The organism is Grimontia celer (assembly GCF_900055185.1).
In the GTDB taxonomy this organism is placed as follows: Bacteria; Pseudomonadota; Gammaproteobacteria; order Enterobacterales; family Vibrionaceae; genus Enterovibrio; species Enterovibrio celer.
Genome location: NZ_FIZX01000001.1, coordinates 1,744,390 through 1,769,711, shown reverse-complemented (window position 1 = coordinate 1,769,711; position 25,322 = coordinate 1,744,390). Strand labels below are relative to the sequence as shown.

General features: G+C 48.6%; 26 protein-coding genes and 1 other annotated feature. Of the genes, 11 read left to right on the top strand and 15 right to left on the bottom strand.

Annotated features, from left to right (window positions below; translation table 11 throughout):
• Nucleotides 1-74 precede the first annotated feature (74 nt).
• Both GCE9029_RS07800 and cls read right to left on the bottom strand, forming a co-directional pair.
• Nucleotides 75-503, bottom strand: coding sequence for a winged helix DNA-binding protein (locus GCE9029_RS07800; protein WP_062663170.1), 429 nt, complete (start codon nucleotides 501-503; stop codon nucleotides 75-77).
• A gap of 462 nt (nucleotides 504-965) precedes the next feature.
• On the bottom strand, nucleotides 966-2,426 hold the full coding sequence (gene cls / locus GCE9029_RS07795) for a cardiolipin synthase (RefSeq protein WP_062662352.1): 1,461 nt from the start codon (nucleotides 2,424-2,426) through the stop codon (nucleotides 966-968).
• A gap of 439 nt (nucleotides 2,427-2,865) precedes the next feature.
• Here cls and GCE9029_RS07790 point away from each other — a divergent pair, with 439 nt between their 5' ends.
• From GCE9029_RS07790 to GCE9029_RS07770, 5 genes are all read left to right on the top strand, one after another.
• Nucleotides 2,866-4,212, top strand: coding sequence for a sodium-dependent transporter (locus GCE9029_RS07790; protein WP_062662350.1), 1,347 nt, complete (start codon nucleotides 2,866-2,868; stop codon nucleotides 4,210-4,212).
• Nucleotides 4,213-4,340: 128 nt separating this feature from the next.
• Nucleotides 4,341-5,012 (top strand): TIGR01621 family pseudouridine synthase, encoded by a 672-nt coding sequence (locus GCE9029_RS07785; RefSeq protein WP_062662348.1) that lies wholly within the window; start codon nucleotides 4,341-4,343, stop codon nucleotides 5,010-5,012.
• Between the two features lie 41 nt (nucleotides 5,013-5,053).
• Nucleotides 5,054-5,263 (top strand): hypothetical protein, encoded by a 210-nt coding sequence (locus GCE9029_RS07780; RefSeq protein ID WP_062662346.1) that lies wholly within the window; start codon nucleotides 5,054-5,056, stop codon nucleotides 5,261-5,263.
• Nucleotides 5,260-6,207, top strand: a complete 948-nt coding sequence (locus tag GCE9029_RS07775; RefSeq protein WP_062662344.1) for a class I SAM-dependent methyltransferase — start codon at nucleotides 5,260-5,262, stop codon at nucleotides 6,205-6,207. Before GCE9029_RS07780 ends, GCE9029_RS07775 begins: the two co-directional genes overlap by 4 nt.
• Nucleotides 6,208-6,305: 98 nt before the next feature.
• Nucleotides 6,306-6,479 (top strand): hypothetical protein, encoded by a 174-nt coding sequence (locus GCE9029_RS07770; protein WP_231870054.1) that lies wholly within the window; start codon nucleotides 6,306-6,308, stop codon nucleotides 6,477-6,479.
• A gap of 25 nt (nucleotides 6,480-6,504) precedes the next feature.
• Here GCE9029_RS07770 and gspS2 read toward each other — a convergent pair whose 3' ends face one another.
• The 11 genes from gspS2 to aroF all read right to left on the bottom strand — a co-directional run bounded on the left by gspS2 (nucleotide 6,505) and on the right by aroF (nucleotide 16,102).
• Nucleotides 6,505-6,906, bottom strand: a complete 402-nt coding sequence (gspS2, locus tag GCE9029_RS07765) for a type II secretion system pilot lipoprotein GspS-beta (RefSeq protein ID WP_062662342.1) — start codon at nucleotides 6,904-6,906, stop codon at nucleotides 6,505-6,507.
• A gap of 35 nt (nucleotides 6,907-6,941) precedes the next feature.
• Nucleotides 6,942-7,244 (bottom strand): YciI family protein, encoded by a 303-nt coding sequence (locus GCE9029_RS07760; RefSeq protein WP_062662340.1) that lies wholly within the window; start codon nucleotides 7,242-7,244, stop codon nucleotides 6,942-6,944.
• Between the two features lie 87 nt (nucleotides 7,245-7,331).
• Nucleotides 7,332-7,730 (bottom strand): acyl-CoA thioester hydrolase YciA, encoded by a 399-nt coding sequence (gene yciA, locus GCE9029_RS07755; RefSeq protein WP_062662338.1) that lies wholly within the window; start codon nucleotides 7,728-7,730, stop codon nucleotides 7,332-7,334.
• 70 nt (nucleotides 7,731-7,800) lie between these two features.
• Nucleotides 7,801-8,346, bottom strand: coding sequence for a septation protein A (locus GCE9029_RS07750; protein WP_062662336.1), 546 nt, complete (start codon nucleotides 8,344-8,346; stop codon nucleotides 7,801-7,803).
• A 154-nt stretch (nucleotides 8,347-8,500) separates the two neighbouring features.
• Nucleotides 8,501-9,322 (bottom strand): tryptophan synthase subunit alpha, encoded by an 822-nt coding sequence (gene trpA, locus GCE9029_RS07745; RefSeq protein WP_062662334.1) that lies wholly within the window; start codon nucleotides 9,320-9,322, stop codon nucleotides 8,501-8,503.
• On the bottom strand, nucleotides 9,322-10,512 hold the full coding sequence (gene trpB / locus GCE9029_RS07740; protein ID WP_062662331.1) for a tryptophan synthase subunit beta: 1,191 nt from the start codon (nucleotides 10,510-10,512) through the stop codon (nucleotides 9,322-9,324). Before trpB ends, trpA begins: the two co-directional genes overlap by 1 nt.
• Before the next feature lie 8 nt (nucleotides 10,513-10,520).
• Nucleotides 10,521-11,888, bottom strand: coding sequence for a bifunctional indole-3-glycerol-phosphate synthase TrpC/phosphoribosylanthranilate isomerase TrpF (trpCF, locus tag GCE9029_RS07735; RefSeq protein ID WP_062662329.1), 1,368 nt, complete (start codon nucleotides 11,886-11,888; stop codon nucleotides 10,521-10,523).
• On the bottom strand, nucleotides 11,888-12,889 hold the full coding sequence (gene trpD / locus GCE9029_RS07730) for an anthranilate phosphoribosyltransferase (RefSeq protein WP_046306505.1): 1,002 nt from the start codon (nucleotides 12,887-12,889) through the stop codon (nucleotides 11,888-11,890). Before trpD ends, trpCF begins: the two co-directional genes overlap by 1 nt.
• 23 nt (nucleotides 12,890-12,912) lie before the next feature.
• A complete protein-coding gene (locus GCE9029_RS07725) occupies nucleotides 12,913-13,512 on the bottom strand; it encodes an aminodeoxychorismate/anthranilate synthase component II (protein ID WP_062662327.1) in 600 nt (199 codons plus the stop codon).
• Nucleotides 13,513-13,514: 2 nt separating this feature from the next.
• The gene (locus GCE9029_RS07720) at nucleotides 13,515-15,092 is read right to left on the bottom strand and encodes an anthranilate synthase component 1 (RefSeq protein ID WP_062662325.1); all 1,578 of its coding nucleotides are present in this window, start codon (nucleotides 15,090-15,092) and stop codon (nucleotides 13,515-13,517) included.
• Nucleotides 15,089-16,102, bottom strand: coding sequence for a 3-deoxy-7-phosphoheptulonate synthase (gene aroF / locus GCE9029_RS07715; RefSeq protein ID WP_062662323.1), 1,014 nt, complete (start codon nucleotides 16,100-16,102; stop codon nucleotides 15,089-15,091). The genes GCE9029_RS07720 and aroF overlap by 4 nt, the downstream gene beginning before the upstream one ends.
• A 53-nt stretch (nucleotides 16,103-16,155) precedes the next feature.
• Nucleotides 16,156-16,250 (bottom strand) — a sequence feature (Trp leader region).
• A gap of 122 nt (nucleotides 16,251-16,372) precedes the next feature.
• Here aroF and rnm point away from each other — a divergent pair.
• The 3 genes from rnm to rluB all read left to right on the top strand — a co-directional run bounded on the left by rnm (nucleotide 16,373) and on the right by rluB (nucleotide 19,097).
• Nucleotides 16,373-17,248: an RNase RNM gene (gene rnm / locus GCE9029_RS07710; protein ID WP_062662321.1), complete on the top strand. Its 876-nt coding sequence runs from the start codon at nucleotides 16,373-16,375 to the stop codon at nucleotides 17,246-17,248.
• Complete coding sequence (locus GCE9029_RS07705) at nucleotides 17,245-17,865, top strand: L-threonylcarbamoyladenylate synthase (protein WP_002540191.1); 621 nt, start codon at nucleotides 17,245-17,247, stop codon at nucleotides 17,863-17,865. Before rnm ends, GCE9029_RS07705 begins: the two co-directional genes overlap by 4 nt.
• A 236-nt stretch (nucleotides 17,866-18,101) precedes the next feature.
• The gene (gene rluB / locus GCE9029_RS07700; RefSeq protein WP_062662319.1) at nucleotides 18,102-19,097 is read left to right on the top strand and encodes a 23S rRNA pseudouridine(2605) synthase RluB; all 996 of its coding nucleotides are present in this window, start codon (nucleotides 18,102-18,104) and stop codon (nucleotides 19,095-19,097) included.
• Between the two features lie 71 nt (nucleotides 19,098-19,168).
• Here rluB and GCE9029_RS07695 read toward each other — a convergent pair whose 3' ends face one another.
• Nucleotides 19,169-19,909, bottom strand: a complete 741-nt coding sequence (locus GCE9029_RS07695; protein WP_062662317.1) for a YciK family oxidoreductase — start codon at nucleotides 19,907-19,909, stop codon at nucleotides 19,169-19,171.
• A gap of 482 nt (nucleotides 19,910-20,391) precedes the next feature.
• Here GCE9029_RS07695 and sohB point away from each other — a divergent pair, with 482 nt between their 5' ends.
• On the top strand, nucleotides 20,392-21,450 hold the full coding sequence (gene sohB / locus GCE9029_RS07690) for a protease SohB (protein ID WP_062662315.1): 1,059 nt from the start codon (nucleotides 20,392-20,394) through the stop codon (nucleotides 21,448-21,450).
• A gap of 8 nt (nucleotides 21,451-21,458) precedes the next feature.
• Entirely contained in the window at nucleotides 21,459-21,875 is a 417-nt protein-coding gene (locus GCE9029_RS07685; RefSeq protein WP_002540187.1) for a DUF805 domain-containing protein, read from the top strand.
• Between the two features lie 50 nt (nucleotides 21,876-21,925).
• Here the strand turns inward: GCE9029_RS07685 and GCE9029_RS07680 are convergent, their stop codons facing one another.
• Nucleotides 21,926-22,171, bottom strand: coding sequence for a YciN family protein (locus GCE9029_RS07680; RefSeq protein ID WP_062662313.1), 246 nt, complete (start codon nucleotides 22,169-22,171; stop codon nucleotides 21,926-21,928).
• A 519-nt stretch (nucleotides 22,172-22,690) separates the two neighbouring features.
• Between GCE9029_RS07680 and topA the strand changes: the two genes are divergently transcribed.
• Nucleotides 22,691-25,312, top strand: a complete 2,622-nt coding sequence (gene topA, locus GCE9029_RS07675; RefSeq protein ID WP_062662311.1) for a type I DNA topoisomerase — start codon at nucleotides 22,691-22,693, stop codon at nucleotides 25,310-25,312.
• The last annotated feature ends 10 nt before the right edge of the window (nucleotides 25,313-25,322 follow it).

Genomic DNA, 25,322 nt, shown 5'->3' with positions numbered 1-25,322 from the left:
GTAATTTTTAAGGAGTTAGGGAGGATTTCTATGCTGAAAAGAAAAACCCGAGCGGGGCTCGGGTTTTACGGAAATCACATTGCGTGGGCAATCTTTTCCAGTGCATTTTGGAGTGAAGACATTTCTTCGTTTGAGAGCAGTGAAGACAGAAGCAGCTTATTATTTGATTCTGCTTGAGACATCATGTCTGCCATCATTTGTCCTTTTTCCGACAAAGTCAGAATCTTAGAACGGCGATCATGAATGTCGTCACGACGGTCAATGTAACCCTCTAAAACCAGGCCTTGCACAACGCGGCTGACTTTTGATTTCTCACTAGCCAGATAAGGTAAACCCATTAGGTCACCTTGACGCATTTCGCCTTTATCTGCCACGGCTGCAATAGCAATTGCCTGTTCAGAACTTAATATCACTCCTTGTTGTTCCAACCAATCGTGATGGCGCTTGGCTGATTTGAGAGCAACGAGTCGGCATAAAAAACTCAGTTCCGATTGAATATACACGATTATCACTAGTTTATTGGTGTTATAAGTGGCGCGCATATTACATCTGGAATTGAAATAAAGTCTATTCTCTTAGGCAGTTGCGGTATGAGAATATATTGGTGTGACTTTATTTTTTTTGTAAAAATAACATGATGAAAAATAAGAAGTTATAATCAGTCTGTGAATCGACTTGTAGCAAATGTGATACTTATCACTTATACGGGTGGTTTTATTTTGAGCGATTAGGTTAATCGTTAAACAAAAAGTGCGCTTTAGAAGGTTCTATTTGATGTTCTCTGATTTTGTAAAACTTTATGAATTGATATAAAGCTCAATCTTTTGAATACTTTTAACGCAAGTAGCAGTGGCAAGTATCTGGATAGTTCATATTGCTTTTAAAGAGATAGATATCCGTTTTTGCTGAGTTAGAAGATAACTCCTCCCTTTTGATGACCGAGCCTTCATCAAAAAGGAGAGGTGCTATAAAAGCGGGCTGAACATATAAAAGAACTGCTCGATGGGGCGATTAAATACAGAGCGTCGAGACCATTCCGTTTTATCAACCAATGAAGAGTCTGCCATGTAAGCGTTTTGAAGAGAAACCAAGTCCGCGCAAAACTCCGGGTCGTCGACACAGAGTGTCAATTCAAAGTTGAGCCAAAGGCTTCGCATATCCAAATTGACGGTACCAATCAGGCAGAATTTATCATCCACCATTACTGACTTTGTATGCAGTAATCCACCATTGAAACGATAGATATTAATACCCGCTCTCAAAAGCTCATTAAAGAAAGAGCGGCTGGCCCATTCCACCATCAGGCTGTCGTTTTTGGCCGGAATAATAATATTTACTGTCACGCCACGTTGAGCGGTGGTTTGCAGGGCACTAAGCAAACTTTCGCTTGGCACCAAGTAAGGTGTGGTGATTGTCAGACTCTTTTTCGCCTGATGAATCGCCAGCATTAATACCTGCTGAATGATGCCATCCGGCATGCCGGGGCCAGAAGGTGCAACCTGAACCGAGTGGTTTGCATGACGATGTTCCTCAATCAAGCTGCATTGAGGCAAATCGGGTAGGTAGCGAAGGCCGGTTTCTACTTCCCAATCCCAGGCAAAGATACTGTTGAGAATAGGAACGGATGGTCCTTCGGCTTTGACCATAATGTCGACCCATTGGCCAACACCTGCGTTCTGTTTAAAGAAGCGAGGGTCGACCAAGTTCATCGATCCTGTGTAGCCAGTCTTGTTGTCGATAATGACGATTTTACGGTGCTGACGGATATCCAGCCTGCGAAGGAACATACGCGCTGGACTAACGGCAAGTGCTTCAATTAATTCAACCCCGGCTTTACGCATCGCATCAGGCCAATGGCTTCTGAAAAAGGTTTTGCTCCCGGCTGAATCAAGCAAAATGCGGACGGTTACACCCCGTTTAGCTGCATCACAGACTGCTTTAGCGACGTCATCAGCATGACCTCCAGGATGCCAGATATAAAACACCATGTTGATGGATTGTTCTGCTTCTTTGATGTCTTGGGTAATGTTACGGAGAATGTCTGCCGTTTCGTTGAATAGTGTGAGTTGATTACCCGCCAATGCCGGAATCCCTGCCCGTCGTAAACACAAGTCATGGACAGGACGGGCGAGGAAGCTCAAGTGTTGAGGACGATGCGCTTCACATTCGTTAACGGTTTCAAGCCATTTACCATAAGGCGCAAACATCGCTCTCGCGCGATCGGCGCGTTTTCGGCCAAGGTTAAGCTCACCAAAGAGGAGATAAAGAATCACGCCGACAATCGGAATGATGTAGATGATCATCAGCCAGGCAATGGAAACACCAAGGGCTCGACGTTTTAATACCACACGAATGGTCACACCGGCGATCAGCAGCCAATAAAAGAAGACGCTTGCCCATACCAAAAACTGATAAACCTTTTCCATTTCAACCCACTTAGCTCAAATCAATCCTCAATATAGAGTGATCAAGAACAGTATGCACTGTATTTAGCGTTGCATATTCCCAATCGCGAGGCACACGAGGAGTATTTCGCTGGCTGATTAGACGAATGTTAAAAAGTGTTTGTCACTAAGTGTTTATAAAGTAATCAAATCGAGGCGATAAATGGGGTAATATGTTGACTGATCGAAAAATATAGCGCGATCGCTTCAAATTTTATTCTCAAACTGGTTTACTTGCCATGCCTGTTCTTCAAACAGCATATTTATGATCTGTAAGCTTTTGTTTACAGCCCGGCGTGGGCTACCACGGAAAAGTATCAACAAGCTGGGAAAGGAGTTACCCATTCAACTCTCGCTAAAAGCAGCGCCTTGGGGCGATTTGGGTATAACAACATTAAAAATAACTTTTTAGAGAGTGATTATGGCAAGCGGTAGTAGAGCCCAATTTTCTTCCCGTCTCGGATTTATTCTCGCTGCAGCTGGTTCTGCTGTGGGGCTAGGTAATATCTGGGGTTTCCCAACACAGGCAGCCAGCAACGGTGGCGCTGTCTTTTTACTGATTTACCTCGCGATGGTATTTATTCTGGCTTACCCACTGCTGGTGGCTGAATTGACCATCGGCCGTTACGGTGCATCCAACCCTATTCGTTCCCTGATTTCTGTTGCACCAAAACAAAAAGCGCTTGGCTCTGCGGTGGGTATCGCCGGTATGCTGGGCGTGAGTGGCATTCTTAGCTTCTATGCCATCGTCGCTGGCTGGTTCTTCGGATTTTTGGTGGGTCCGTTGCTGAGCGCAGTGGGAATGGATGCGGCAGCGGCCTGGCTGGAAGGCTTCAGTATTGAACGTAATCTCGTTCTGATGGCACTATTCATGTTGCTGACGATTCTGGTTGTGCGCAACGGTGTGGCTGATGGTATCGAGAAATGGTCAAGCCGTTTGATGCCAGTGTTGTTTGTGCTGTTTATCTTGATGGTGATTTACACCCTTTTCCAACCGGGTGCTGTTGATGGCTTGAAGATGTATCTGGTTCCGGATACTTCGCACTTCTCTCCTGATCTGATGGTCAGCGCAATGGGTCAGGCGTTCTTCTCTCTGTCTATCGGTGTGTGCACCATGATGGTCTACGGCTCTTACCTTCGCAAAGATGCAGATCTACCTAAAACAGCGGCGCAGGTTGCTTTGCTAGATACCGGTGTTGCCTTTGTTGCAGGCCTTCTGATCCTCCCGGCAATGTTTGCGGCTCAACACAACGGCGTGCAGATCTACAACGAAGCGGGTGGCCTCTTGGATGGTGATACATTGGTATTCAGTGTGTTGCCAGCGATGTTTGACACCATGGGCAGCGCGGGTCTGATTGTTGGTGTGGCCTTCTTTGCACTGATGGTTATCGCAGCACTGACATCATCGATTTCTATGCTTGAAGTGCCAGTGTCTTGTGCCTCTGAAGAACTGAACAAAGACCGTAAGACAGTCGTGTGGTGGATTGGTGGTGCAATTGCACTTTTCTCTACCGTTATTATCTTCAACTTTGGTTCACTGTTTGGTCTGGTGATCAGCATTACCACAGAGTACATGCAGCCAATTCTGGGGCTTATCATGGCGCTGATTGCTGGTTGGATTTGGAAGCGTAATCAGGTATTGGAAGAGTTGCGTCAAGGTAACCCAGAAATTTCGGAGAGTCTGTTCTGGAAAGTGTGGCCAACCTACGTTCGTGTTGTGTGCCCAATTCTGATGGCGTTGGTTTTCCTATGGCCCTTGATTAAGTAACCTTCACCAAGCGCAAACTCAACCTCGTATCCCCGGTAAATACCGGGGATTTTCTTTTCTGATTAGAGAAATTTGGGGCGATTGGGTTTACACTCTGCGCTTATTTTTCTGCAGCGACAGGTTTACCCATGTTCAGTCTGGTTTTTCAGAATGATGACTTTCTGGTCATCGATAAACATCCCGGCATTAGCGTTCACAAAGACGATAATGATCAGCCTCTTTTGAGTGAAGTGGCGAAGCAAACGGGTGACGAAAAGCTCTACCTGATCCATCGACTGGACAAAATGACCTCTGGCTTGCTTCTATTAGGACGTCATCAAAAAGCGGCATCTGAGCTTTCTTCAATGTTTGCTGATAAAACGGTTCAGAAGTTTTATCTGGCTGTGTCTGCAAAGAAGCCGAATAAAAAGCAGGGCACCATTATTGGTGATATGACCAAAAGTCGCCGCTCAATGTGGAAGCTTCTATCTACCAAAACCAATCCTGCTATTACCCAGTTCTTTTCCACGTCCGGTGGTGAAGGTAAACGCTTATTTCTCTGCAAGCCTTACACGGGTAAGACACATCAAATCCGCGTAGCGCTGAAAAGTGTTGGGTCATCAATTCTGGGTGATGAAACCTATAGCGGAGCGGGGGCAGACAGGGGATATCTTCATGCTTTCGCGCTTAGGTTCAGTCACGGTGGCGAGGCATTTTCATTCCAACAAATGCCAAGCATTGGCAACGAATGGCCTGAACTGCCAGAAGAATGGCAAACACCGGAAACGTTAAGCTGGCCGAAGCTGCCGCACCAAAAATAGCAATTTAGTACTCCAAGGATGGAAGTAGTATGGAGTCGAGCATGGCACTGAAACAAAAGAAAACGAGTACGTTGAGAAAATCAGGTTCTTCCAGTCGTTACTGGAATCTGGCTAATTTTCGCCGTCAATTGAGAAAGAAACAGTCGCGCGGATGCAACCGCCGTAATTGTGAGTTCTATAACCTGCAACTGAGCAGCCAGATAGTGGAACAAAATGTATTCGCTGACGCTGAAAAGGAAACAAATCAATGATGACAGCCGCTGCACTGCCTACGTTTTTTGAAGTACTTTGCGCTCGCCTTGCTGAGTGTAACCAGGAGGTGCGCCGTGTTTTTCATGGACGCGGGCGTTGCTACGAAGGTTTAGATCAGCTAACTGCAGATTGGCTTGGGAATGGTGTGCTTCAGATTGCGATATTCAAAGAATCAGATAGTGAATTCTATGCAGCATTGCAAGAAGGTATAAGCGCTTTGGTAGCAAGCGATGTGTGGACGAAATGCCAAGGCACGACGGTCATTCTTCAGCATCGTGACCGTGAAGGATCAGAAACCGAAACCTTGGTGGGCGAAATGCCAAGCCAGATTGATGTGGTTGAGAATGGCCTTAACTACAAGCTGGACTTGGGTAAGCGCCAGAATAACGGTCTGTTTCTGGATATGCGCCTTGGCCGTCAATGGGTTCAAGAAAATGCAGCAGGCAAACGCATATTGAACTTGTTTGCATACACCTGTGGTTTCTCTGTAGCTGCAATTGAAGGTGGCGCAGAAAAAGTCGTTAATCTGGATATGGCGAAATCTTCTCTCTCAAGAGGTAGAGAAAACCATCACCTCAATCAGCACGATTTAAGCAAGGTAAGTTTCCTCGGTCACGAGCTTTTCAAGTCATGGGGCAAGGTCAAGAAGTTTGGTCCTTACGATCTGGTGATAATTGACCCGCCTTCATTCCAGAAAGGCAGCTTTGTGCTGACCAAAGACTACGCAAAAATTCTGCGCCGTTTGCCCGAATTAGTTTCGGAAAGTGGTGATGTGTTGGCTTGTGTTAACGCGCCAGATGTGAAACCTGATTTCCTGACAGAGCAAATGAAAGAGCAGGCACCAGCGTTCAGCTACATCTCTCGGCTCGAAAACCCACCGGAATTTGAAGATATTGATACTGACAGTGCGCTGAAAGTGATGCATTTTAAACATAAGGCTTAATTTAGGTTCGAAGCTTTATGGACGCATTTCAACGGATAGAAACACTAGACTCAGGCCATCATGACGTTTGATACAAAGGTGAGCGTTGGGGACTTTCAGTGAAGCGCTACAGCAACGGACATGCGGTAAAAGTTTACGCAGAGTCTCTGGCGGGATCTGATTTTATCAGTGGGAATTTGTATCGTGTTGATGATATCTGGTCTTTGAAGCCCTGCGAAATGCCAAGAGAGAAAGTGATGTCTTTCATTCTGGGTTTCAAGCTACAAAAATAACAAAGCCCGCGTTTGCGGGCTTGTTTTATTGGTGTTTTTCGCAATCTTCACTGCGGATGGTTCGCTCCAGAACCGGGCGTCCGCGTGCATCGCGGAAAAGCAGTTTGTAGTGCACGCCTTTTTCCATCAGCGAATAGATTTCGTTATCTGTACAGTAGGTTTTCTCCAAACCTTCAGCTAATGCAGCTGGTGCCACGTCTCCACTACCTGAATACAGAAGAGTCAGTTCAATTTCAGTGCTGTTAGATTTAGCACGGACAAGGTTGTAGCCATTCAACTGAATAGGTACGAGTTTGCTGAGCATATCTGCACGTTGCGCAGCAAAGGATTCCGCAATCTCGAGATCTGACGTGCTTGAACAGGCCGAGAGAACCAGCGCTGCAGCGCTCATCAGCGCAATACGTCCTGTTTTTAGAGTCTTTCGCATTGAAAATTCCTGTGCGTTCGAACTGTCGGTGAATGTTACGCCGGCAGCACTTTTTTAAATGGTTTCACGATGACATCTTTGTAAACGCCAGCTTCGATATATGGGTCAGCGTCTGCCCAAGCTTTTGCGTCTTCCAGGCTGCCAAACTTTGCAATCACAGTAGAGCCTGTAAAACCTGCTTCACCCGGGTCTTCGCTATCAACCGCTGGGTTTGGTCCTGCCACCAGAAGACGGTCTTCCGCTTCTAGGTCACGTAAACGGGCAAGGTGTTGTTCCCTAACTTTCATTCTTAACGGCAAACTGTTTTCAACATCTTGTGAAAAAATGACGTACCACATCCGTGCTTCTCTCCGAGTTTTTCTCACCTAAGGTCTTCGGCCTATTGTATGCAAGGCTACTGTATCGCGCAGGCAAGTTTTTCTGATTTATGACTTATTTATCGGTCTTGGGCGACCATCACCATCAATGGCCACGTAGTTGAAGGTTGCTTGACACACTTTGCGTCGTGTTCCGATACCATCAATGGCTACCGGTTTTACCCAGACTTCCAGACTTACACTCATCGAGGTTCTGCCAATCCGGGTGCATTCGCCATAGCAACAAACCACATCTCCGACTGAGACCGGGTTTTTAAACACAATTTCCTGAACAGAGACAGTAACCACGCGACCGTGGGAGATCTCCTTCGCCAAAATGGCACCAGCTAAATCAAGCTGGGACATAATCCAACCGCCAAAAATATCACCATTAGCATTGGTGTCAGCGGGCATAGCAAGCGTTCGCAGTAACAGTTGACCGCGAGGGCAATTATTCGTTTCCGACATGATACGACTTCCGGGAAATGAAATTGAAAAAGGGTGAGTCTAATCACCCTAAGAGTATTTTAAGTGCGAGTTATTGTTCTTCTGAATCGGTTTCTTTTGGCATGTGCTTGTAGATGTATACACCGCTCACCATCGTAAATGCCAACGTCAGCGTTAACAAACCGAACACTTTGAAATTTACCCAAACATCCAGTGGCATCTGATAGGCGACATAAACGTTGAGCACCGCCAACGCAGCGAAAAAAACCACCCAAGCTGAGTTGATATTTCGCCACACGCTGTCCGGTAGGGTAATTTCTTTGCCAAGCATGCCTTTGATAAGTGGTTTACCCAGAACCTGAGATATCGTCAGCCCAATGGCAAACAGGGCGTAAACGATCGTTACTTTCCATTTGATGAAATTGTCATCTTGGAAAAACAGCGTCATGCCGCCGAAAACAGCCACCAATACCGCTGTGACTATCTGCATCTTCTCGACTTTTTTGTAGAGCACCCAGGTAACGGCGACTTGAATGATTGTTGCGACAATCAGCGCTCCCGTTGCCGTGTAGATGTCGTACATCTTGTAAAGCGCGAAGAAGATAATGAGCGGGATAAAGTCGAGAAGCTGTTTCATTCAGAGAGTGATCCTTGTGGCAGAGCTTTAGGCATGCTCAATAAGACCCAAAGTTTACCGAAAACTTCTGGCAGTTAAAACGTAAAGGCGATAGAGAAAAGAAAAGGCCATCGGATGATGGCCTTAAACATAGGGGATTTGGGACGACTTCGTCTTACTTCGTTGTTGCGGCTTTCATGCTTGCAACGAACTCGCCAAGCTCTTTCAGCATGTTTGCTTCATCAGCCACATTGCGCTCGATGATCTTCACTACCGCTGAACCTGAAATCGCGCCAGCTGCGCCAGCTGTAATCGCTTCTTTGACCTGCGCTGGCTCTGAGATACCAAAGCCCAGCAGAGGACGAGGTGCATCGAACGCTGACAGTTGAGCAAGAAGGTGTTCAATCGGCTTACCAGCTTTGGTTTCTGCACCGGTAACACCAGCACGGGAAAGCAGGTAAGTATAGCCACCGCCAAGTTCAGAAATGGTTTTGAGGGTTTCTTCGTTCGCATTTGGTGGTGCGATAAAGATAGCGTGGACACCATGCTTGGCAGCGGACTCACGGAACTCTGCAGATTCGCCCGCTGGCACATCAGCAATCAGTACCGAATCGACACCGGCTTCTGCACACTTGGCGTAGAAGTTATCGACACCATTGGCAAAAACCAGGTTTGCGTACATCAGAAGGCCAACGGGAATATCAGGATGACGCTCACGCACTTCCTTCAGAATGCCGAAACAATTGTCTGGCGTAGTGCCAGATTCCAACGCACGAATGGTTGCGCCCTGAATGGTTGGGCCATCGGCGAGTGGATCTGAGAACGGAATGCCCAGCTCCAACGCATCGGCACCATTTTCAATCAGCGTTTCTATGATACGCAGTGATTGCTCTGGATTTGGATCGCCAATGGTGACAAAAGGAACGAATGCGCCTTCACCTTTAGCATCCAGCTTTTCGAACATCGCTTCATAGCGGTGAGACAAGGTAGCAGCCATTACATCACTCCTTTTTCTTTCAAAATGTCGTGGACAGTAAAGATGTCCTTGTCACCGCGGCCTGATAGGTTCACTACAAGCAGCTGCTCTTTTTCTGGGTTTTCTTTTGCCATCTTCAGCGCATACGCCAAAGCATGAGCAGATTCCAGTGCAGGAATAATGCCTTCGTGACGAGCCAGTTCCTGGAAGGCGTCCAGCGCTTCGTCATCGGTAATTGCCACGTATTCGGCGCGGCCGATAGAATTCAGGTGCGCGTGCTGAGGGCCAACCGATGGGAAGTCGAGACCGGCAGATACAGAGTAAGACTCTTCGACCTGACCATTTGGATCCTGCATCAGTGGCGCTTTCATACCAAAGAAGATACCCAGCTTGCCGTGTTTAAGCGGTGCGCCGTGTTGGTCTGTGTCCAGACCCAGACCAGCAGGCTCAACGCCAATCAGACCCACATCGGTTTCTTTGATGAAATCTGCGAACATGCCAATAGCGTTAGAACCACCGCCCACACAGGCGATGACGTTGTCTGGCAGGCGGCCTTCGATTTCCAGAATTTGCTGCTTAGTCTCTTCACCAATCATCTTTTGGAATTCACGAACAATCGTCGGGAATGGGTGAGGACCCGCTGCCGTGCCCAGTAGGTAGTGAGCTTCTTCGTAACTTGCAGACCAGTCGCGCAGCGCTTCGTTACAGGCATCTTTCAGCGTTGAAGAACCAGAATGAACAGGGATGACCTCTGCGCCCATCAGCTTCATGCGGAATACGTTCGGGCTTTGACGTTCAACGTCCTTCGCGCCCATGTATACGCGGCATTTCAGGTCAAGCAGGGCACAAGCCAGTGCCGTTGCTACACCGTGTTGGCCAGCGCCGGTTTCGGCAATGATTTCTTTTTTGCCCATACGTTTAGCCAGTAGCGCCTGACCCAATACCTGGTTAGTTTTGTGTGCACCGCCATGGAGCAGATCTTCACGTTTCAGGTAAAGTTTGGTTTTGGTCCCTTTGGTCAGGTTGCGGCAAAGGGTGAGGGCAGTAGGACGACCCGCATACTCTTTCAGAAGAGAAATGAACTCTTCCTGAAAAGCGGGATCGTTCTGTGCGTCAATAAACGCTTGCTCCAGTTGGTCTAACGCTGGAACCAGAATTTGAGGAACATACTGTCCGCCAAACTCTCCAAAATAGGCGTTTAACTTAGTCATAACAGTCCTTAGTAATCTCTCAGCGCCGTAAATGCAGCGTCCAATTTGTCTTTATCTTTGATACCCGGTTCGCTTTCCACGCCCGAGTTAAAATCGAGTCCCGCACAGCCGATTTGCGCAGCTTCTTTTGCGTTTTCTGATGACAGACCACCGGCCAGCATCAGGCTTTCTTTTTGTTCATCCGGCACCAAAGACCAGTCGAACTGTGTTCCTGTACCGCCACTTTGATTGCCGACGCGGCTGTCCAGAAGATTACGATCAGCGTGAGGCTCAATGTGAGGAACCGTGTCGCTTACGCCATGCGCTTTCCAAATCTGAGTACCTTTCGGCAATTTGGCACGAAGTTGTTTCACATATTCGCTGTCTTCAGCGCCGTGGAGTTGAACCGCTGCCAGATCCAGCGCTTTTGCGGTGTCAGCGACATGGTTCAGGTCGTGGTTCTGGAACACGCCAACGTATTGTAGCGGCGCGCCTTCCATCACTTTTCGCGCTGCTTCTAAATCGACATAACGAGGCGATTTTTCAACGAAGATCAGGCCGCCATAGTTGGCATAAGAATCGTAAGCCGCTTTGGCGTCTTCCGAGCGGGTTAGGCCACATACCTTATTGTCACCGTAAAGCACACGGCGGACCGCCTGCTCGACATCGGTTTCTGCCATCAGCGAGCTACCAATCAGGAAGCCATTCGCAAAAGGTGCTAACTCGCGGATTTGCTGGTGGGTATAAATACCCGACTCTGAAATTACAATGCGGTCATCAGGCAGGCGAGGTGCCAGTTCTTTGGTACGGTTCAGGTCGATGCTCAGGTCACGCAGATTGCGGTTATTAATGCCAACGACTTTGGCATTGAGAGCAATCGCACGCTCCAGTTCTTCTTCGTTGCTTACTTCTGTCAACACACCGAGGTTTAGCTCATGGGCGACCGCTGCAAGTGTTTGGTACTCTTCATCGTTAAGTACAGATAACATCAGCAGAATGGCATCGGCTTGATGATGGCGCGCAAGGTACACCTGATAGGTGTCGACCATGAAATCTTTGCAAAGCACAGGGCATGGTACCTGGTTGCGAACAATTGGCAGGAAGTTAAAACTGCCCTGGAAGTACTTTTCATCGGTTAACACTGAAATCGCAGCGGCATGGTTACCGTAGACACCCGCGATGTAGTTCAGGTCGAAATCATCTCGGATCAGGCCTTTGGACGGTGACGCCTTTTTGCACTCGAGAATGAACTTCGCCGGGTTGCCAGACAGCGCATCATAGAAACTGCGATCGCTAGGTACCACGTCGTTAATAAAGCTCTCAAGCGGTTGCGAAGCCTTACGCGCCGCTACCCACTCTTTTTTGTCTTCAACAATTTTTGCCAGTACCGTTTCCATTAGTTGCTCCGAGATGCCAGTTGCTGAACCAGTTCGAATGGCTTACCACTATTCATCACATCCAGCGCTTTTTGCGTGTTAGCTTTGAGATCTTCTTGTCCAAACAAGCGCAGCAGTAAAGCCACGTTAACAGCGACAGCAGATTGCTGTGCGTCGGTGCCTTTGCCCTGAAGGATTTGCGAAATGATTTCGCGGTTTTCTTCTGGCGTACCGCCTTTGATAGATTCAAGCGGGTAGGTCTGAACGCCAAAGTCTTCTGGTGTCAGTGTGTATTCAGTGATGACGCCATCTTTGATTTCCGCGACCGTTGTTTCACCGTGAATCGCTACCTCATCCAAACCACTGCCGTGAACAACGGCTGCGCGCTTCATGTTGAGGTTCAGCATGGTTTCAGCAATTGGACGAACCAGCGATTTATCGTACACACCCATCAATTCCAGTGTTGGCTTCGCAGGGTTAATTAGGGGACCCAGCAAGTTGAAGATAGTGCGGGTTTTCATGGTCTGGCGAACGGGCATCGCGTGGCGAACACCGCTGTGATACTGAGGTGCAAACAGGAAGCACACGCCCAAGTCATCCAGTGCGCCGCGCGCGGTATCAGGACTCATCGCCAGGTCGATACCAAATGCAGCTAACAGGTCAGAAGAGCCCGACTTGCTCGAAACACCGCGGTTACCGTGCTTGGCGACTTTCACGCCACATGCTGCAGCAACGAATGCTGCGGTGGTTGAAATATTGATGGTGTTTGCGCCGTCGCCGCCAGTACCGACGATGTCAGCGAAATCGTAATCCGGTGTTGGGAATGGGTTGGCGTTTTCTGTGAGTGCAGACGCTGCACCCGCGATTTCTTCTGGCGTTTCGCCTTTGATTTTCAAAGCGGTCAGCGCTGCTGACAGCAGAATTGGGTCAAGCTCGCCTTTGATAATGGTATCAAACAGCTGATGGCTCTCTTCCTGCGACAAAGATGTCTGGTCGTAAAGTTTGTTAATAATCGCTTCCATAATGCTCTCCTTGTCTTTGTCGATCAGCGCGCTTGTGTAGCCCAGTTAATGGTATTGGTTAAAAGGTCTGCGCCTTTTGTCGTGAGAATGGATTCCGGGTGGAATTGGAAACCCACGACTTTATCTGCGTCGTTAACAACAGCCATCACCAATCCTTCCACATCCGCAATCACATCCAGAGAGTCTGGTACCTTGGTCGCAACCAAAGAGTGGTAGCGGGCAATCGTTAGCGGACTTTCGATGCTTCCAAATACATCGTGGCCGTTGTGTGTCATTAGTGACGCTTTGCCATGAACGATTTCACCCGCGCCAGCAACAGTGCCGCCGTAAGCTTCGGTAATCGCTTGTTGGCCCAGGCAAATACCAATCATTGGCACTTTGCCTTTCAGCTTTAAAATCAGCTCTGGCATACAGCCTGCTTCTGAAGGTGCGCCAGGGCCGGGCGACAACACAACCACTGGGTTGTTGAGTTCAGATAGCGCCTGTTCGATTTGGTCTGCACTCAGGCTGTTTCGGTAAATCGTGACCGGATAACCGAGTGAGCGGAACTGATCGACCAGGTTGTAAGTGAATGAATCGAAGTTATCGACGAGCACAATATGTGCATTGACCTGATTGCTCATGCTTATGCTCCTGTATGTGCTGCGCGAATCGCGGTAAGAACGGCAGCGGCTTTGCCGCGGGTTTCGTCTGCTTCTGCCTGAGGCACAGAGTCAAACACCACACCGGCACCGGCTTGTACTTGTGCTACGCCATCTTCTACATAAGCGGAGCGGATAACGATACAGGTATCCATATCGCCGTGGCCGGTAATGTAACCGACTGCGCCGCCATAGCTGCCGCGGCGGCTTTGTTCGAACTCACGAATCAATTGCATGGCTCGGATTTTCGGTGCACCCGTCAAGGTGCCCATGTTCATGCAGGCTTGGTAAGCGTGCAGAGCGTCCAAATCATGACGAAGTTGTCCGACAACGCGCGATACCAAATGCATCACGTGACTGTAACGGTCTACTTGAAGAAGATCAGCGACATAGCGGGTGCCTGGTTCACTGATGCGAGCCACATCGTTTCGCGCCAAGTCAACCAGCATCATGTGCTCGGCTTTTTCTTTGATGTCGTTGCGAAGTTCAAGCTCTATGCGACCATCCAGATCAAGGTTGATGGAACCATCGCTGTTTTTACCGCGATGGCGAGTACCTGCGATCGGGTAGATTTCCACTTGATTGGTGTCTTTGCTGTATTTCAGCGCACTTTCCGGAGACGCGCCGAACAGGGTGAACTCCTCATCCTGCATGTAGAACATGTAAGGGCTCGGGTTGCCTTGCTTGAGTTTCAGATACGCGTTTAGCGGGGAAGGGCATGGCAAAGTGAAGCGACGGCTTGGAACAACTTGGAAAACATCGCCTTTTACCACGTAGCCTTTGAGCTCATCGACTGCATTGCAGAAATCTTCGTCGCTGACCGAGACTGCCACATCAACACTGTCCAGTTGCTTCGCTGAAGGCATTTCGGTTGGATTCAGGCAGCTTTCTCGAATCGCCTGTAAGCGGCGGCTCAAATCAAAATAGGTTTCGGTGTTTTCGTTGCCACCAAACTGGGTTGCCTGAAGCTTGGCTTTACGACGCTGGTGGTCGATAACCAGAAGGGTTTCCGCAACATAAAACAGGTAGTCAGGACAACGGTTACCGGATTTTACGTCTGGCAGTGGTTCAAATTGCGCGACCAAGTCGTACGCGAACAAACCACCTACAAACAATGCTTCATCAGGCAAGCCATCCAGTTTGAAAGCATGCTGAACCAAACGTAGCGCATCAAAAGGGGATGGCTGGCGCAGACGGGCGTCTTCATCCAGTGTGCGGTTTTCTTCAGCAAAGTGTAAGGTCAGCAGCTCTGGCTGACGTTCACTTTCAATAGCAAGTTGTTGGCTGGCAAGCTCAGCTTCAACGGCATCAAGCACGTTGTGGCCGTTTTGGCTCTTAGCTTCGAGTTCAACCGTGCGGCCACGACAAACGATACGCACTGCTGCGTCGACCAACATCAGGCTTTTTAGGTCCTGTTTGGAATCAATCTCAGCAGATTCCAACAGTAGGCTATGCGGGCGATCCTGACAGATCGCCGCATACAATTCAGTGGGTGCAGCGACGTATGGCACATCCAGGCTCAATACGTCGAGTTCGCCTTTATTTAAAGCGTGGTTTTTCACAGCGTTCTCCCTGCTGCTTCTACAAATGGTTTCAATTCTTGCATTAACTGCGCGAACATTTCCCCTGTCAGTGCTTGATGCCCATCTGACAGCGCTTCTGCTGGATTGAGGTGGCTTTCAACGATGATACCGTCGGCGCCTACCGCTGCTGCCGCACGAGACAATGGAATGACAAGCTCACGTACGCCAGTGCCATGACTTGGGTCGACGACCACTGGCAAGTGGCTGCGCTGCTTGATGTAAGCGACTGCATTTAAATCCAAAGTATTACGCGTTGCTGTTTCAAATGTACGAATGCCGCGCTCACAGAGAATAATATTCGGGTTGCCGGCATCATAGATATATTCTGCCGCCAGCAACAGTTCCTCGATAGTGGCGGAAAGTCCGCGTTTTAACAAGACCGGTTTACCAGTTTCGCCCACGGCTTTTAACAATCCGTAGTTCTGCATATTGCGCGCGCCAATTTGCAAGCAGTCGATGTATTCACACAATGAATCAACCTGGCTGACTTCCATGACTTCAGAAACGGTTGGCATGCCGGTAGCTTCACTTGCTTGTTTAAGCAGTTTCAGGCCTTCAATGCCCATACCCTGGAAGTCATAAGGGCTAGTGCGTGGCTTGTAAGCGCCGCCACGAAGGGCAACTGCGCCATGACCTTTGACGACATCTGCAACAGACATCAATTGTTGTTCGGATTCTACCGAGCAAGGACCTGCAATAACCGCGAATTTGTCGCCGCCTACTGGCACATTACCGATGCGGACGACGCTGTTGTGCGCCTGTACTTCGCGGGACACCATTTTGTATTTGGTCAGGATAGGTTTGACTTCTTCAACCAGCGGGTCGCTTTCCAGATGGAGCTTCTGCAATACGCGTTCATCACCCAGTGCGCCCAAAACAATACGCTCTACACCCGGCATGTAAAGTGGCTTCAAGCCAGCGTTCTCAATCTTGTTCAGGATATGTTTTGCTTCTTGTTCTGTTGCCTGAGGCTTTAGCACGATGATCATAATCTGAGTCCTTAGCTTGTCATTCCCAATCCAGTTTCCGGGAAAAAATAGGTACAAAAAAACCCGCGTTATGCGGGCTTGGTGTCGTCTTTCCTTGAGATATCACTCATCACACCGCCCGCTATTGGGAGTGCCACCACCAGTTAATCAGTGCTGTTTGTTGGATGAGGTTATGCTGTACCATGAAGACGAAATCCATTTGAATAAGTAATCGTGTACTAGTTAACTAGTATATGGTGGCGAAGTCAAGCAACAAATAGAAGAAAATGAATGCTATTTGATCTACATAGCCACACAACAGCGTCGGATGGGCGCTTCACACCGGAAGACTTGGTCAAGCGCGCGGTTGATTTTCGCGTCAATGTGCTTGCGATTACCGATCACGATACGGTTGAAGGGCTAGAAGAAGCCAAAGCAGTCGTCGCCCGTGACAATCTGCCATTACACATCGTCAATGGTATTGAAATATCGACGGTTTGGGAGAATAAAGACATCCATGTCGTCGGTCTCAACATCGATCCAGATTCTCCTGAATTGCAGAAACTGATCGCTGAACAGTCAGCGCGTCGCGAAGAACGTGCAGTACAAATTGCAGAACGCTTGGAAAAGCAACGTATGCCTGGTGCGCTCGAGGGCACAAAAGCGCTTGCAGGCGATGTTGCGCTTACACGCGCCCACTTTGCCCGTTGGATGGTGGAGCAGGGGCATGTGAAAAACATGCAGGCCGTATTCAAAAAATATCTGACCCGCGGCAACCCGGGTTATGTGCCACCAAACTGGTGTACGATTCAGGAAGCCGTTGATGTTATTCACAAAGCGGGTGGTCAAGCCGTGCTGGCTCATCCTGGTCGGTATAAACTTACCGCTAAATGGCTGAAACGCCTGCTTCAGGTTTTTGTTGATGCAGGTGGTGATGCAATGGAAGTTGCACAGCCACAACAATCGCCCAATGAACGTCGTCTGCTGGGCGACTACGCTATTCAGTTCGGGTTAGCCGGTTCCCAAGGCTCTGATTTTCATTACCCTTCACCGTGGCTGGAGTTGGGTCGTAACTTATACTTACCGAAAGGTTGTAAGGAAGTCTGGGAAAACTGGTCTTTGCCCGAGATTGCCGAGGCAGAAATGCCTCATGAGGAGGAAGTGTGAGCCAATTCTTTTACGTGCATCCTGAAAACCCGCAAGCACGTCTTATCAATCAAGCTGTTGCGATTGTTCGTAACGGTGGCGTGATTATCTATCCAACGGATTCTGGTTATGCGCTGGGTTGCCAATTGGAAAACAAACAAGCACTTGAGCGAATCTGTCGAATTCGCCGCCTGGATGACAGACATAATTTCACGTTGATGTGTCGTGATTTATCCGAACTGTCAGTCTATGCCCGCGTTGATAACAGTGCTTACCGCCTGATTCGTAACAACACGCCGGGTTGTTACACTTTCATCTTGAAAGCGACCAAAGAAGTACCTCGTCGACTGATGAATCCTAAGCGTAAAACCATCGGTATCCGTGTGCCGGATAACCAGATTGCGCTGGATTTACTTGAGGCGTTGGGCGAGCCGATGATGTCCACATCGCTGATATTACCGGGGAATGAACATACAGAGTCTGATCCGGAAGCGATCCGTGACCAGTTGGAACATGCTGTCGACTGTATTCTTAACGGTGGTTATTTGGGCGAGCAGCCAACTACGGTCATCGATCTCAGCGAAGATGAGCCTGAAATTCTCCGACGTGGTACAGGCGATACCTCTCCTTTCGAATAGGCTAGAAGAGACAAAGTAAAAAGGGCAATTAGGCGAAAATTCTCAGTTATACAAAATGGCTGAGTGCAAACGAAAATTGCCAGATTCAGCCATTATCGATTCCGTGAAATTATGTGGTGTCATTGTGTGCATTTTGGCATAATACGCCGTTGCCTTAGATCCGCGCTCAGTCGCGCCTCCAAAGGTTTTCTTTCCGACATCGACGCCTGTGAAGGCGACAGTAAGGTAGTTAGTCAATGAGCGAAAAATTACAGAAGGTGCTGGCCCGTGCAGGTCTTGGTTCACGTCGTGAAATCGAGGGCATGATTCAATCTGGCCGAGTGAGTGTTAACGGTGTAGTAGCAAAACTGGGTGACCGTTTGGAAGACCTGAATGCTAACGTACGTGTTGATGGTCACCATGTGCAAATTTCTGCGTCTTCTGAACAAGTTTGTCGTGTTCTGGCATACAACAAGCCTGAAGGCGAATTGTGTACCCGCAGCGATCCAGAAGGTCGCCGCACTGTGTTTGACCGCCTGCCACGCCTGAATGGCGCGCGTTGGGTGGCAGTAGGCCGTCTGGACGCAAATACCTCGGGTCTTCTGCTTTTCACCACAGATGGTGAATTGGCAAACCGTTTGATGCACCCAAGCCGTCAGGTGCAGCGCGAATACATGGTTCGTGTATTCGGCGAAGTTAACGAAGAGATGGTCCGTAACCTGGTTCGAGGTGTTGAACTGGAAGACGGTGAAGCACGTTTCGAAGACGTGGTTTACGCAGGTGGTGAAGGTTCAAACCACACCTTTTACGTGGTGATCACTGAAGGTCGTAACCGCGAAGTACGTCGTCTGTGGGAAACTCAGGGCGTGACTGTGAGCCGTCTTAAGCGTGTTCGCTATGGTGATATCTACCTGAGCAAAGAACTGCCTCGTGGCGGTTGGATGGAGCTTGAACTGAGCGATGTGAACTACCTTCGCGAGATGGTAGAACTGCGTGCAGAACAAGAAACCATGATCGACCCAGAAACCAAGAAACGCAAAGCGCGTGCGCAAAAGATTCGTCGTGCAGTGCGTCGTTATGAAGAGCGTGTTGAGTCTGGTGAAACCCGCAAGCCACGTAACCGTCGTGGTGGTCAAGCAGCTGGTAACCGCACCCGCACAGGTGGCGGTCGTCCAGGTAAGCCAGGCGCAAACCGTTCCGGTCAGTCTTCTACTCGCCAGAAGAAGGCAGGTGGGAACAGAAAACCACGTTAATGGTTTGGAATATATAAAGAAAAAAGCCAGCAGAGATGCTGGCTTTTGTCGTTTTATGGTATCTAGATACTTTATTTCGGCTGAGCATCAATACACTGGCCATTCACGTCTTTACCCTCAGGTGCCATCAGGTAAAGGTATAGCGGCATGATATCCAGTGGTGTCTTAAGGTTGTTGGCATCTTCGGCAGGGAAAGCAGAGGCACGCATTTTAGTGCGCGTACCACCTGGATTGATGGCGTTGACCTTCACTGTTGTGTTGCTGAGCTCATCAGCCAGCACCTGCATCATGCCTTCTGTCGCGAATTTAGAGATAGCGTAGGTACCCCAAAACGCGCGTCCTGAATGCCCTACTGTCGATGAGGTGAAAACGATGCGGCCATCTTCTGATTTTTGAATCAAAGGCATCAGCGCTTGTGTCATCAGGAAGGTCGCTTTCACGTTCACCTGCATAACTTCGTCGAAGGCTTTTTCTTCTATTTGATCGAATGGGCTCAGTACACCCAGCATACCTGCGTTGTGTAAAACACCGTCCAGCTTACCGAACTGCTGCTCGATGGTGTCGGTCATATCCAAATAATGCTGGCGGGTTGCACCCATCATATCGAGTGGAATGATTGCCGGTTGCGGGTAACCTGCGGCTTCGATTTCGTCGTAAACGCTTTCGAGCTTCTTCACTGTGCGTCCCAGCAAAATAACTGTTGCACCGTGTTGTGCGTAACTGATGGCAGCCTGGCGGCCAATACCGTCGCCTGCGCCGGTAACCAGAATCACTTTGCCATTCAATGCGTCGGCTGCTACTTGATACTCCACGTTACAATATCCTTTTCATTTTGATCTTGCGTGCCTGCTAAACTTGCCACTCGTCATCATGCGAGTGAAAGACACTGTTGTAAGCTCGCATTTTAAGGCTGCTTGGGAAGAAGAAACAACCTGGTGATGTAAAGAAAGCGACATACGAGGTTGTTCAATACCCAAACTACCTGAAGGGGCTGGATTTCAGAGGTCATCGGCATGTTCAATACGAAACAAATTTTAAAATGAATAGTGGTTCTATTGTCTTGAAATTTGCTGAAGTAGTGGGCTTGCCGATGGCTTCCCGAAGGGCGAAGAATAATTAGGGGTTCTTATTGGTTTTGACCTTGCTTTGAGCTGTCAACGATACGGGCTGATATAATCGCTGAAACCTGCAACTTCGGGTTGTTTGGGTATTTATGTCTAGTAGAATGGCGCGATAGATAAAAATCTGTGCTCAATAAAAGTACACAGAAACAACAATAAACGAGGAACGAAGTTTGGAATTCTTGCTTGATTACGGCCTTTTCCTGGCGAAAGTGCTGACCTTTGCAGTCGCCGTGATCGTCGTGCTTATTATTGCTAAAAGCGCTGGCGGCAAACAGTCTCAAAAAGGTGAGTTGGAAATTACTAATCTGACTGAAAAACATAAAGATTTAGTACATTCGATGGAATCGCATCTCTACGATGAAGCAGCATTAAAAGCGCGCGACAAAGCAGATAAAAAAGCGGAGAAAACGAAGGCTAAAGAAGCCAAGAATGAAGCGAAGAAAATGACAGATACGGCAACGCTGGAACAAAGCCGTAAACCACATGTTTTCGTCTTGGATTTTAAAGGCAGTATCGATGCACGTGAAGTCGCTGCTTTGCGTGAAGAAGTGACAGCAATTCTGGCTGTTGCCAAAGAGGGCGATGAAGTGCTGGTGCGCCTTGAAAGTGGTGGTGGTATGGTTCACGCGTATGGCCTTGCTTCTTCCCAACTTGATCGCATTAAGCAGGCAGGAATTCCTTTAACAGCTGCGGTGGATAAAGTGGCTGCAAGTGGCGGTTACATGATGGCATGTGTGGCAGACAAGATCGTTGCAGCGCCTTTTGCCGTAGTAGGTTCCATCGGTGTGATTGCGCAGTTGCCAAACTTCAACAAACTGCTTAAAAAGCACGACATTGAATTTGAGCAGCTAACCGCAGGTGAATTCAAACGCACCTTGACCATGTTTGGCGAAAATACCGACAAGGCGCGTGAAAAATTTGTTAGCGAGTTGGAAGAAACTCACACACTGTTCAAAGACTTTATTGCTGATCACCGTCCATCGTTGGACCTTGAAAAAGTGGCCACTGGTGAGCATTGGTTTGGCAATCAGGCACTGCCACTGGGATTGATTGACAGCATTGGGACCAGTGACGATTATCTGGTGTCGGCAGTGAAAGAAAAAGATGTGCTGGGCGTGCGTTATGTTCAACGCAAGAAACTGGCAGAAAAACTGGCTGGTGCATCGGCAGAAGCGCTGGACCGCGTGCTGCTGAAGTGGATTAGCCGCGGTCAGCGACCAATTGTTTAGGAGTAAAAATGAACAATCAAAAGTGGGCACTGCTCTCGTTTGAAGGCCGGATGCGACGTCGAGATTACTGGCTGTATAGCGTTCCGGTATTGATTATGGTGCTGCCAACTTTCTTCTATCAGGGCGGGAATGTGGTGCTTGATGCACTGGCATTGGCGATTTCACTGTTTGCCATTTATGCTTCTATCGCGCTGAACATCAAACGGCTGAAAGACAGAAACAAGAGTCCTTGGTGGATTATTGTGACTTTTCTGCCGTTGGTAGGTCCTATCTTCGCGCTGGTGGAGTTAGGCATTCTTGATGGTACACCGGGTCCAAATCAGTTTGGCCCAGACCCGAAAGGACGCGGTCAGAAGCCGGGTTCTGGTGGCGGTGATGATGTCCATCAGGACGAGAAAAAAGACACAGCAGTGTTTGAAGGTTAAAGATAAAAATGCCACCGAAAGGTGGCATTTTTATCACCGAACGCAACGTTTTACTGAATCGTATATTGCTTTGACAACTGGTGTGCCAGGTACTTAAACATATTGAATACGGCAGTGGTTTTAGGGGTTGGCAGTCCGTTGTCGTCTAAAAAATACTCCCCTTTGAAGACCATGACACCGGCTTTTTCTTCGACAGAGTCAGTGTTCATGCCTTCGATGTAAGCATTATGCTCACGGATCATTTCGTTTGCGATTTTCAATAAATCGTCGGCGCTGATAGGTGTTTTCTCAGCCATTTTCTTCTCGATTCGGGTAGTGAAATGAAGGGGCATTATAGCGTTGGGAAAGGAAAAAACAGTAGGTTTGAACAAAGCCTCATTATTTTGCGGCTTCCGCTACTTATTGTGAGCCAAGCCAGAAAAATTCGAAGCGAAATGGTAAAGATGCTTCGGTCAATGGTAATGATTAGCGCGCCTGCCTGCTTTAGCCTGCACTTTCAGTCATGCTTTCTTAGCAATGACGAATAGAGGGTAAAAGTGCGGCGCTAAAGGGCTAGCGCTCTAAGATATCCTCGACTAATAAAAGTGAGACGGCAACATTTCCCTGATAGTGCAGACTTGTTGTTAACAAATGAACAACAACTGGGGAAGCAGCGACCAATCAGGGGAAATTAGATAGAAACTGGTTGATATTCGGATCGAGTCGCTCAATATTAAAAAAAGCGTCAGCATGGCACTGGAGTTGGAAAGCTCATCGATTGCCTGCGATCTGAATGAATTTTTTGAATGAGAAACGCGAGGGCGTATTGGGTCACTATGGGTAAATCTCTCGTTATCGTGGAGTCCCCGGCAAAGGCAAAAACGATCAATAAATATCTGGGCAAAGACTTCATCGTTAAATCTAGCGTAGGTCATGTCCGAGATCTGCCTACCGGTGCCGCGCAAGGCGGCAAGAAAGCAACGCCAGTTTCAACCAAAGGGTTGAGTGCGGAAGAAAAAGAGCGCATCAAAAAAGAGAAAGATAAAAACGCGCTGATCAACAAAATGGGTGTTGACCCATACCGCAACTGGAAAGCGAATTATCAAATCCTGCCGGGCAAAGAAAAAGTCGTGCAGGAACTGAAAACGTTGGCAGAGAAAGCTGACCACGTTTATCTCGCAACGGATTTGGACCGCGAGGGAGAGGCGATTGCCTGGCACTTGCGGGAAATCATTGGCGGTGACGAAAGCCGTTTCAAACGCGTTGTGTTTAACGAAATTACCAAAAACGCAATCCAGCAGGCGTTCGAAGCACCGGGCGAACTGAACATGGATGGCGTAAATGCCCAGCAGGCGCGTCGTTTCCTCGACCGTGTTGTGGGCTTTATGGTGTCTCCGCTGCTTTGGAAAAAAGTCGCGCGTGGTTTGTCTGCAGGCCGTGTTCAGTCAGTTGCAGTAAAACTGCTGGTTGAGCGTGAGCATGAAATTAAAGCCTTTATTCCAATGGAATACTGGGACATTCACACTGACACCACCACGGCGAGCCAAAATGCGTTGCGTCTGGTTGTTGCCCAGCAAAATCGTGAAGCGTTTAAACCGCTGAACGAAGAGCAGGCAATGGCTGCAACGGCAGCGTTGCAGAAAGCGACTTACAAAGTGGTTGACCGTGAAGATCGTCCAACCTCAAGCAAGCCGTCTGCACCATTTATTACGTCGACGCTGCAACAAGCTGCGAGCACCCGTATGGGCTTCGGCGTTAAGAAGACCATGATGCTGGCTCAGCGTCTGTACGAAGCAGGTTACATCACCTATATGCGTACTGACTCGACCAATCTGAGTAAAGAAGCGGTTGAAGCTGCACGCAGTTTCATTGGCTCTGAGTATGGTGACAACTATCTGCCATCATCAGCAAATGTGTACGGTTCAAAAGGTAATGCACAAGAAGCGCACGAAGCGATTCGTCCTTCAAGCGTGGATGTGAAAGCTGATGATCTTCAGGGCATGGACCCAGACGCACATCGTCTTTACGACCTGATCTGGCGTCAGTTTGTGTCTTGTCAGATGGTGCCAGCGAAGTACGACTCCAGCACCATTACTGTGGAAGCTGGCGAATTTACCCTGAAAGCAAAAGGCCGGACCTTGCGCTTTGACGGTTGGACACGTGTTCAACGTCCAATGGGTAAAAACGAAGACACAACGCTGCCGCATGTTGATGTGGGCGAGATTCTGTCTTTGGAAAAAGTGGATCCGAAGCAACACTTCACCAAGCCACCAGCACGCTACACAGAAGCTGCGCTGGTTAAGGAACTTGAGAAGCGTGGCATTGGCCGTCCATCGACTTATGCAGCGATCATTTCTACGATTCAGGATCGTGGCTATGTGCGTGTAGAGCAGCGTCGTTTCTACGCTGAGAAGATGGGTGAGATCGTGACAGACCGTCTGGATGACAGCTTTGCTGATCTGATGGACTATGACTTCACAGCACGTATGGAAGAACATCTCGACCAAATCGCGATGGGTTCAGAAGATTGGAAAAACGTTCTGAACAACTTCTTCAAAGACTTCACCGGCGATCTTGAAAAAGCAGAGCTGGAAGAAGGTGAAGGTGGCATGAAGCCTAACAGCATCGTGATGACCGACATCGACTGTCCAACCTGTGGCCGTAAAATGGGTATCCGTACTGCATCGACTGGCGTATTCCTGGGTTGTTCTGGTTATGCACTGCCGCCGAAAGAGCGTTGTAAAACCACCATCAACCTGATGGATGAAGAAGGTATCGTTAACGTTCTGGAAGAAGACGTTGAAACCGCAGCGCTGCGTGCGAAGAAACGTTGTCCGAAGTGTGAAACGGCGATGGATGCTTACCTCATCGACCAAGACCGCAAGCTGCATGTTTGTGGTAATAACCCAAGCTGTGATGGCTATGTGGTTGAGAAAGGTGAGTTCAAGCTGAAAGGTTACGACGGCCCAGTGGTCGAGTGTGACAAGTGTGGGTCCGACATGGTGCTGAAAAACGGCCGTTTCGGTAAGTACATGGATTGCACCAGCGAAACCTGTAAGAACACCCGTAAGATCCTGAAGAACGGCGAAGTCGCGCCACCGAAAGAGGATCCAGTTCACTTCCCTGAACTGCCTTGTGAGAATTCAGACGCGTACTTTGTGCTTCGTGACGGTGCATCAGGTCTATTCCTGGCGGCAAGTAACTTCCCGAAATCGCGCGAAACCCGTGCACCTTTGGTTGAAGAACTCGCACGTTTCAAAGAACGCCTGCCTGAGAAGTTCAAATATCTGGCAGATGCACCATCGGAAGATCCAGATGGTCGCAAAGCAGTGGTTCGCTTTAGCCGTAAGAGCAAAGAGAACTACGTGCGTACCGAAGATGACGGCAAGCCTTCTGGCTGGACGGGTCTGTTTATCGACGGTAAGTGGGAAATCACTGACAAACGCAAGAAGAAGTAGTCTCTTCACG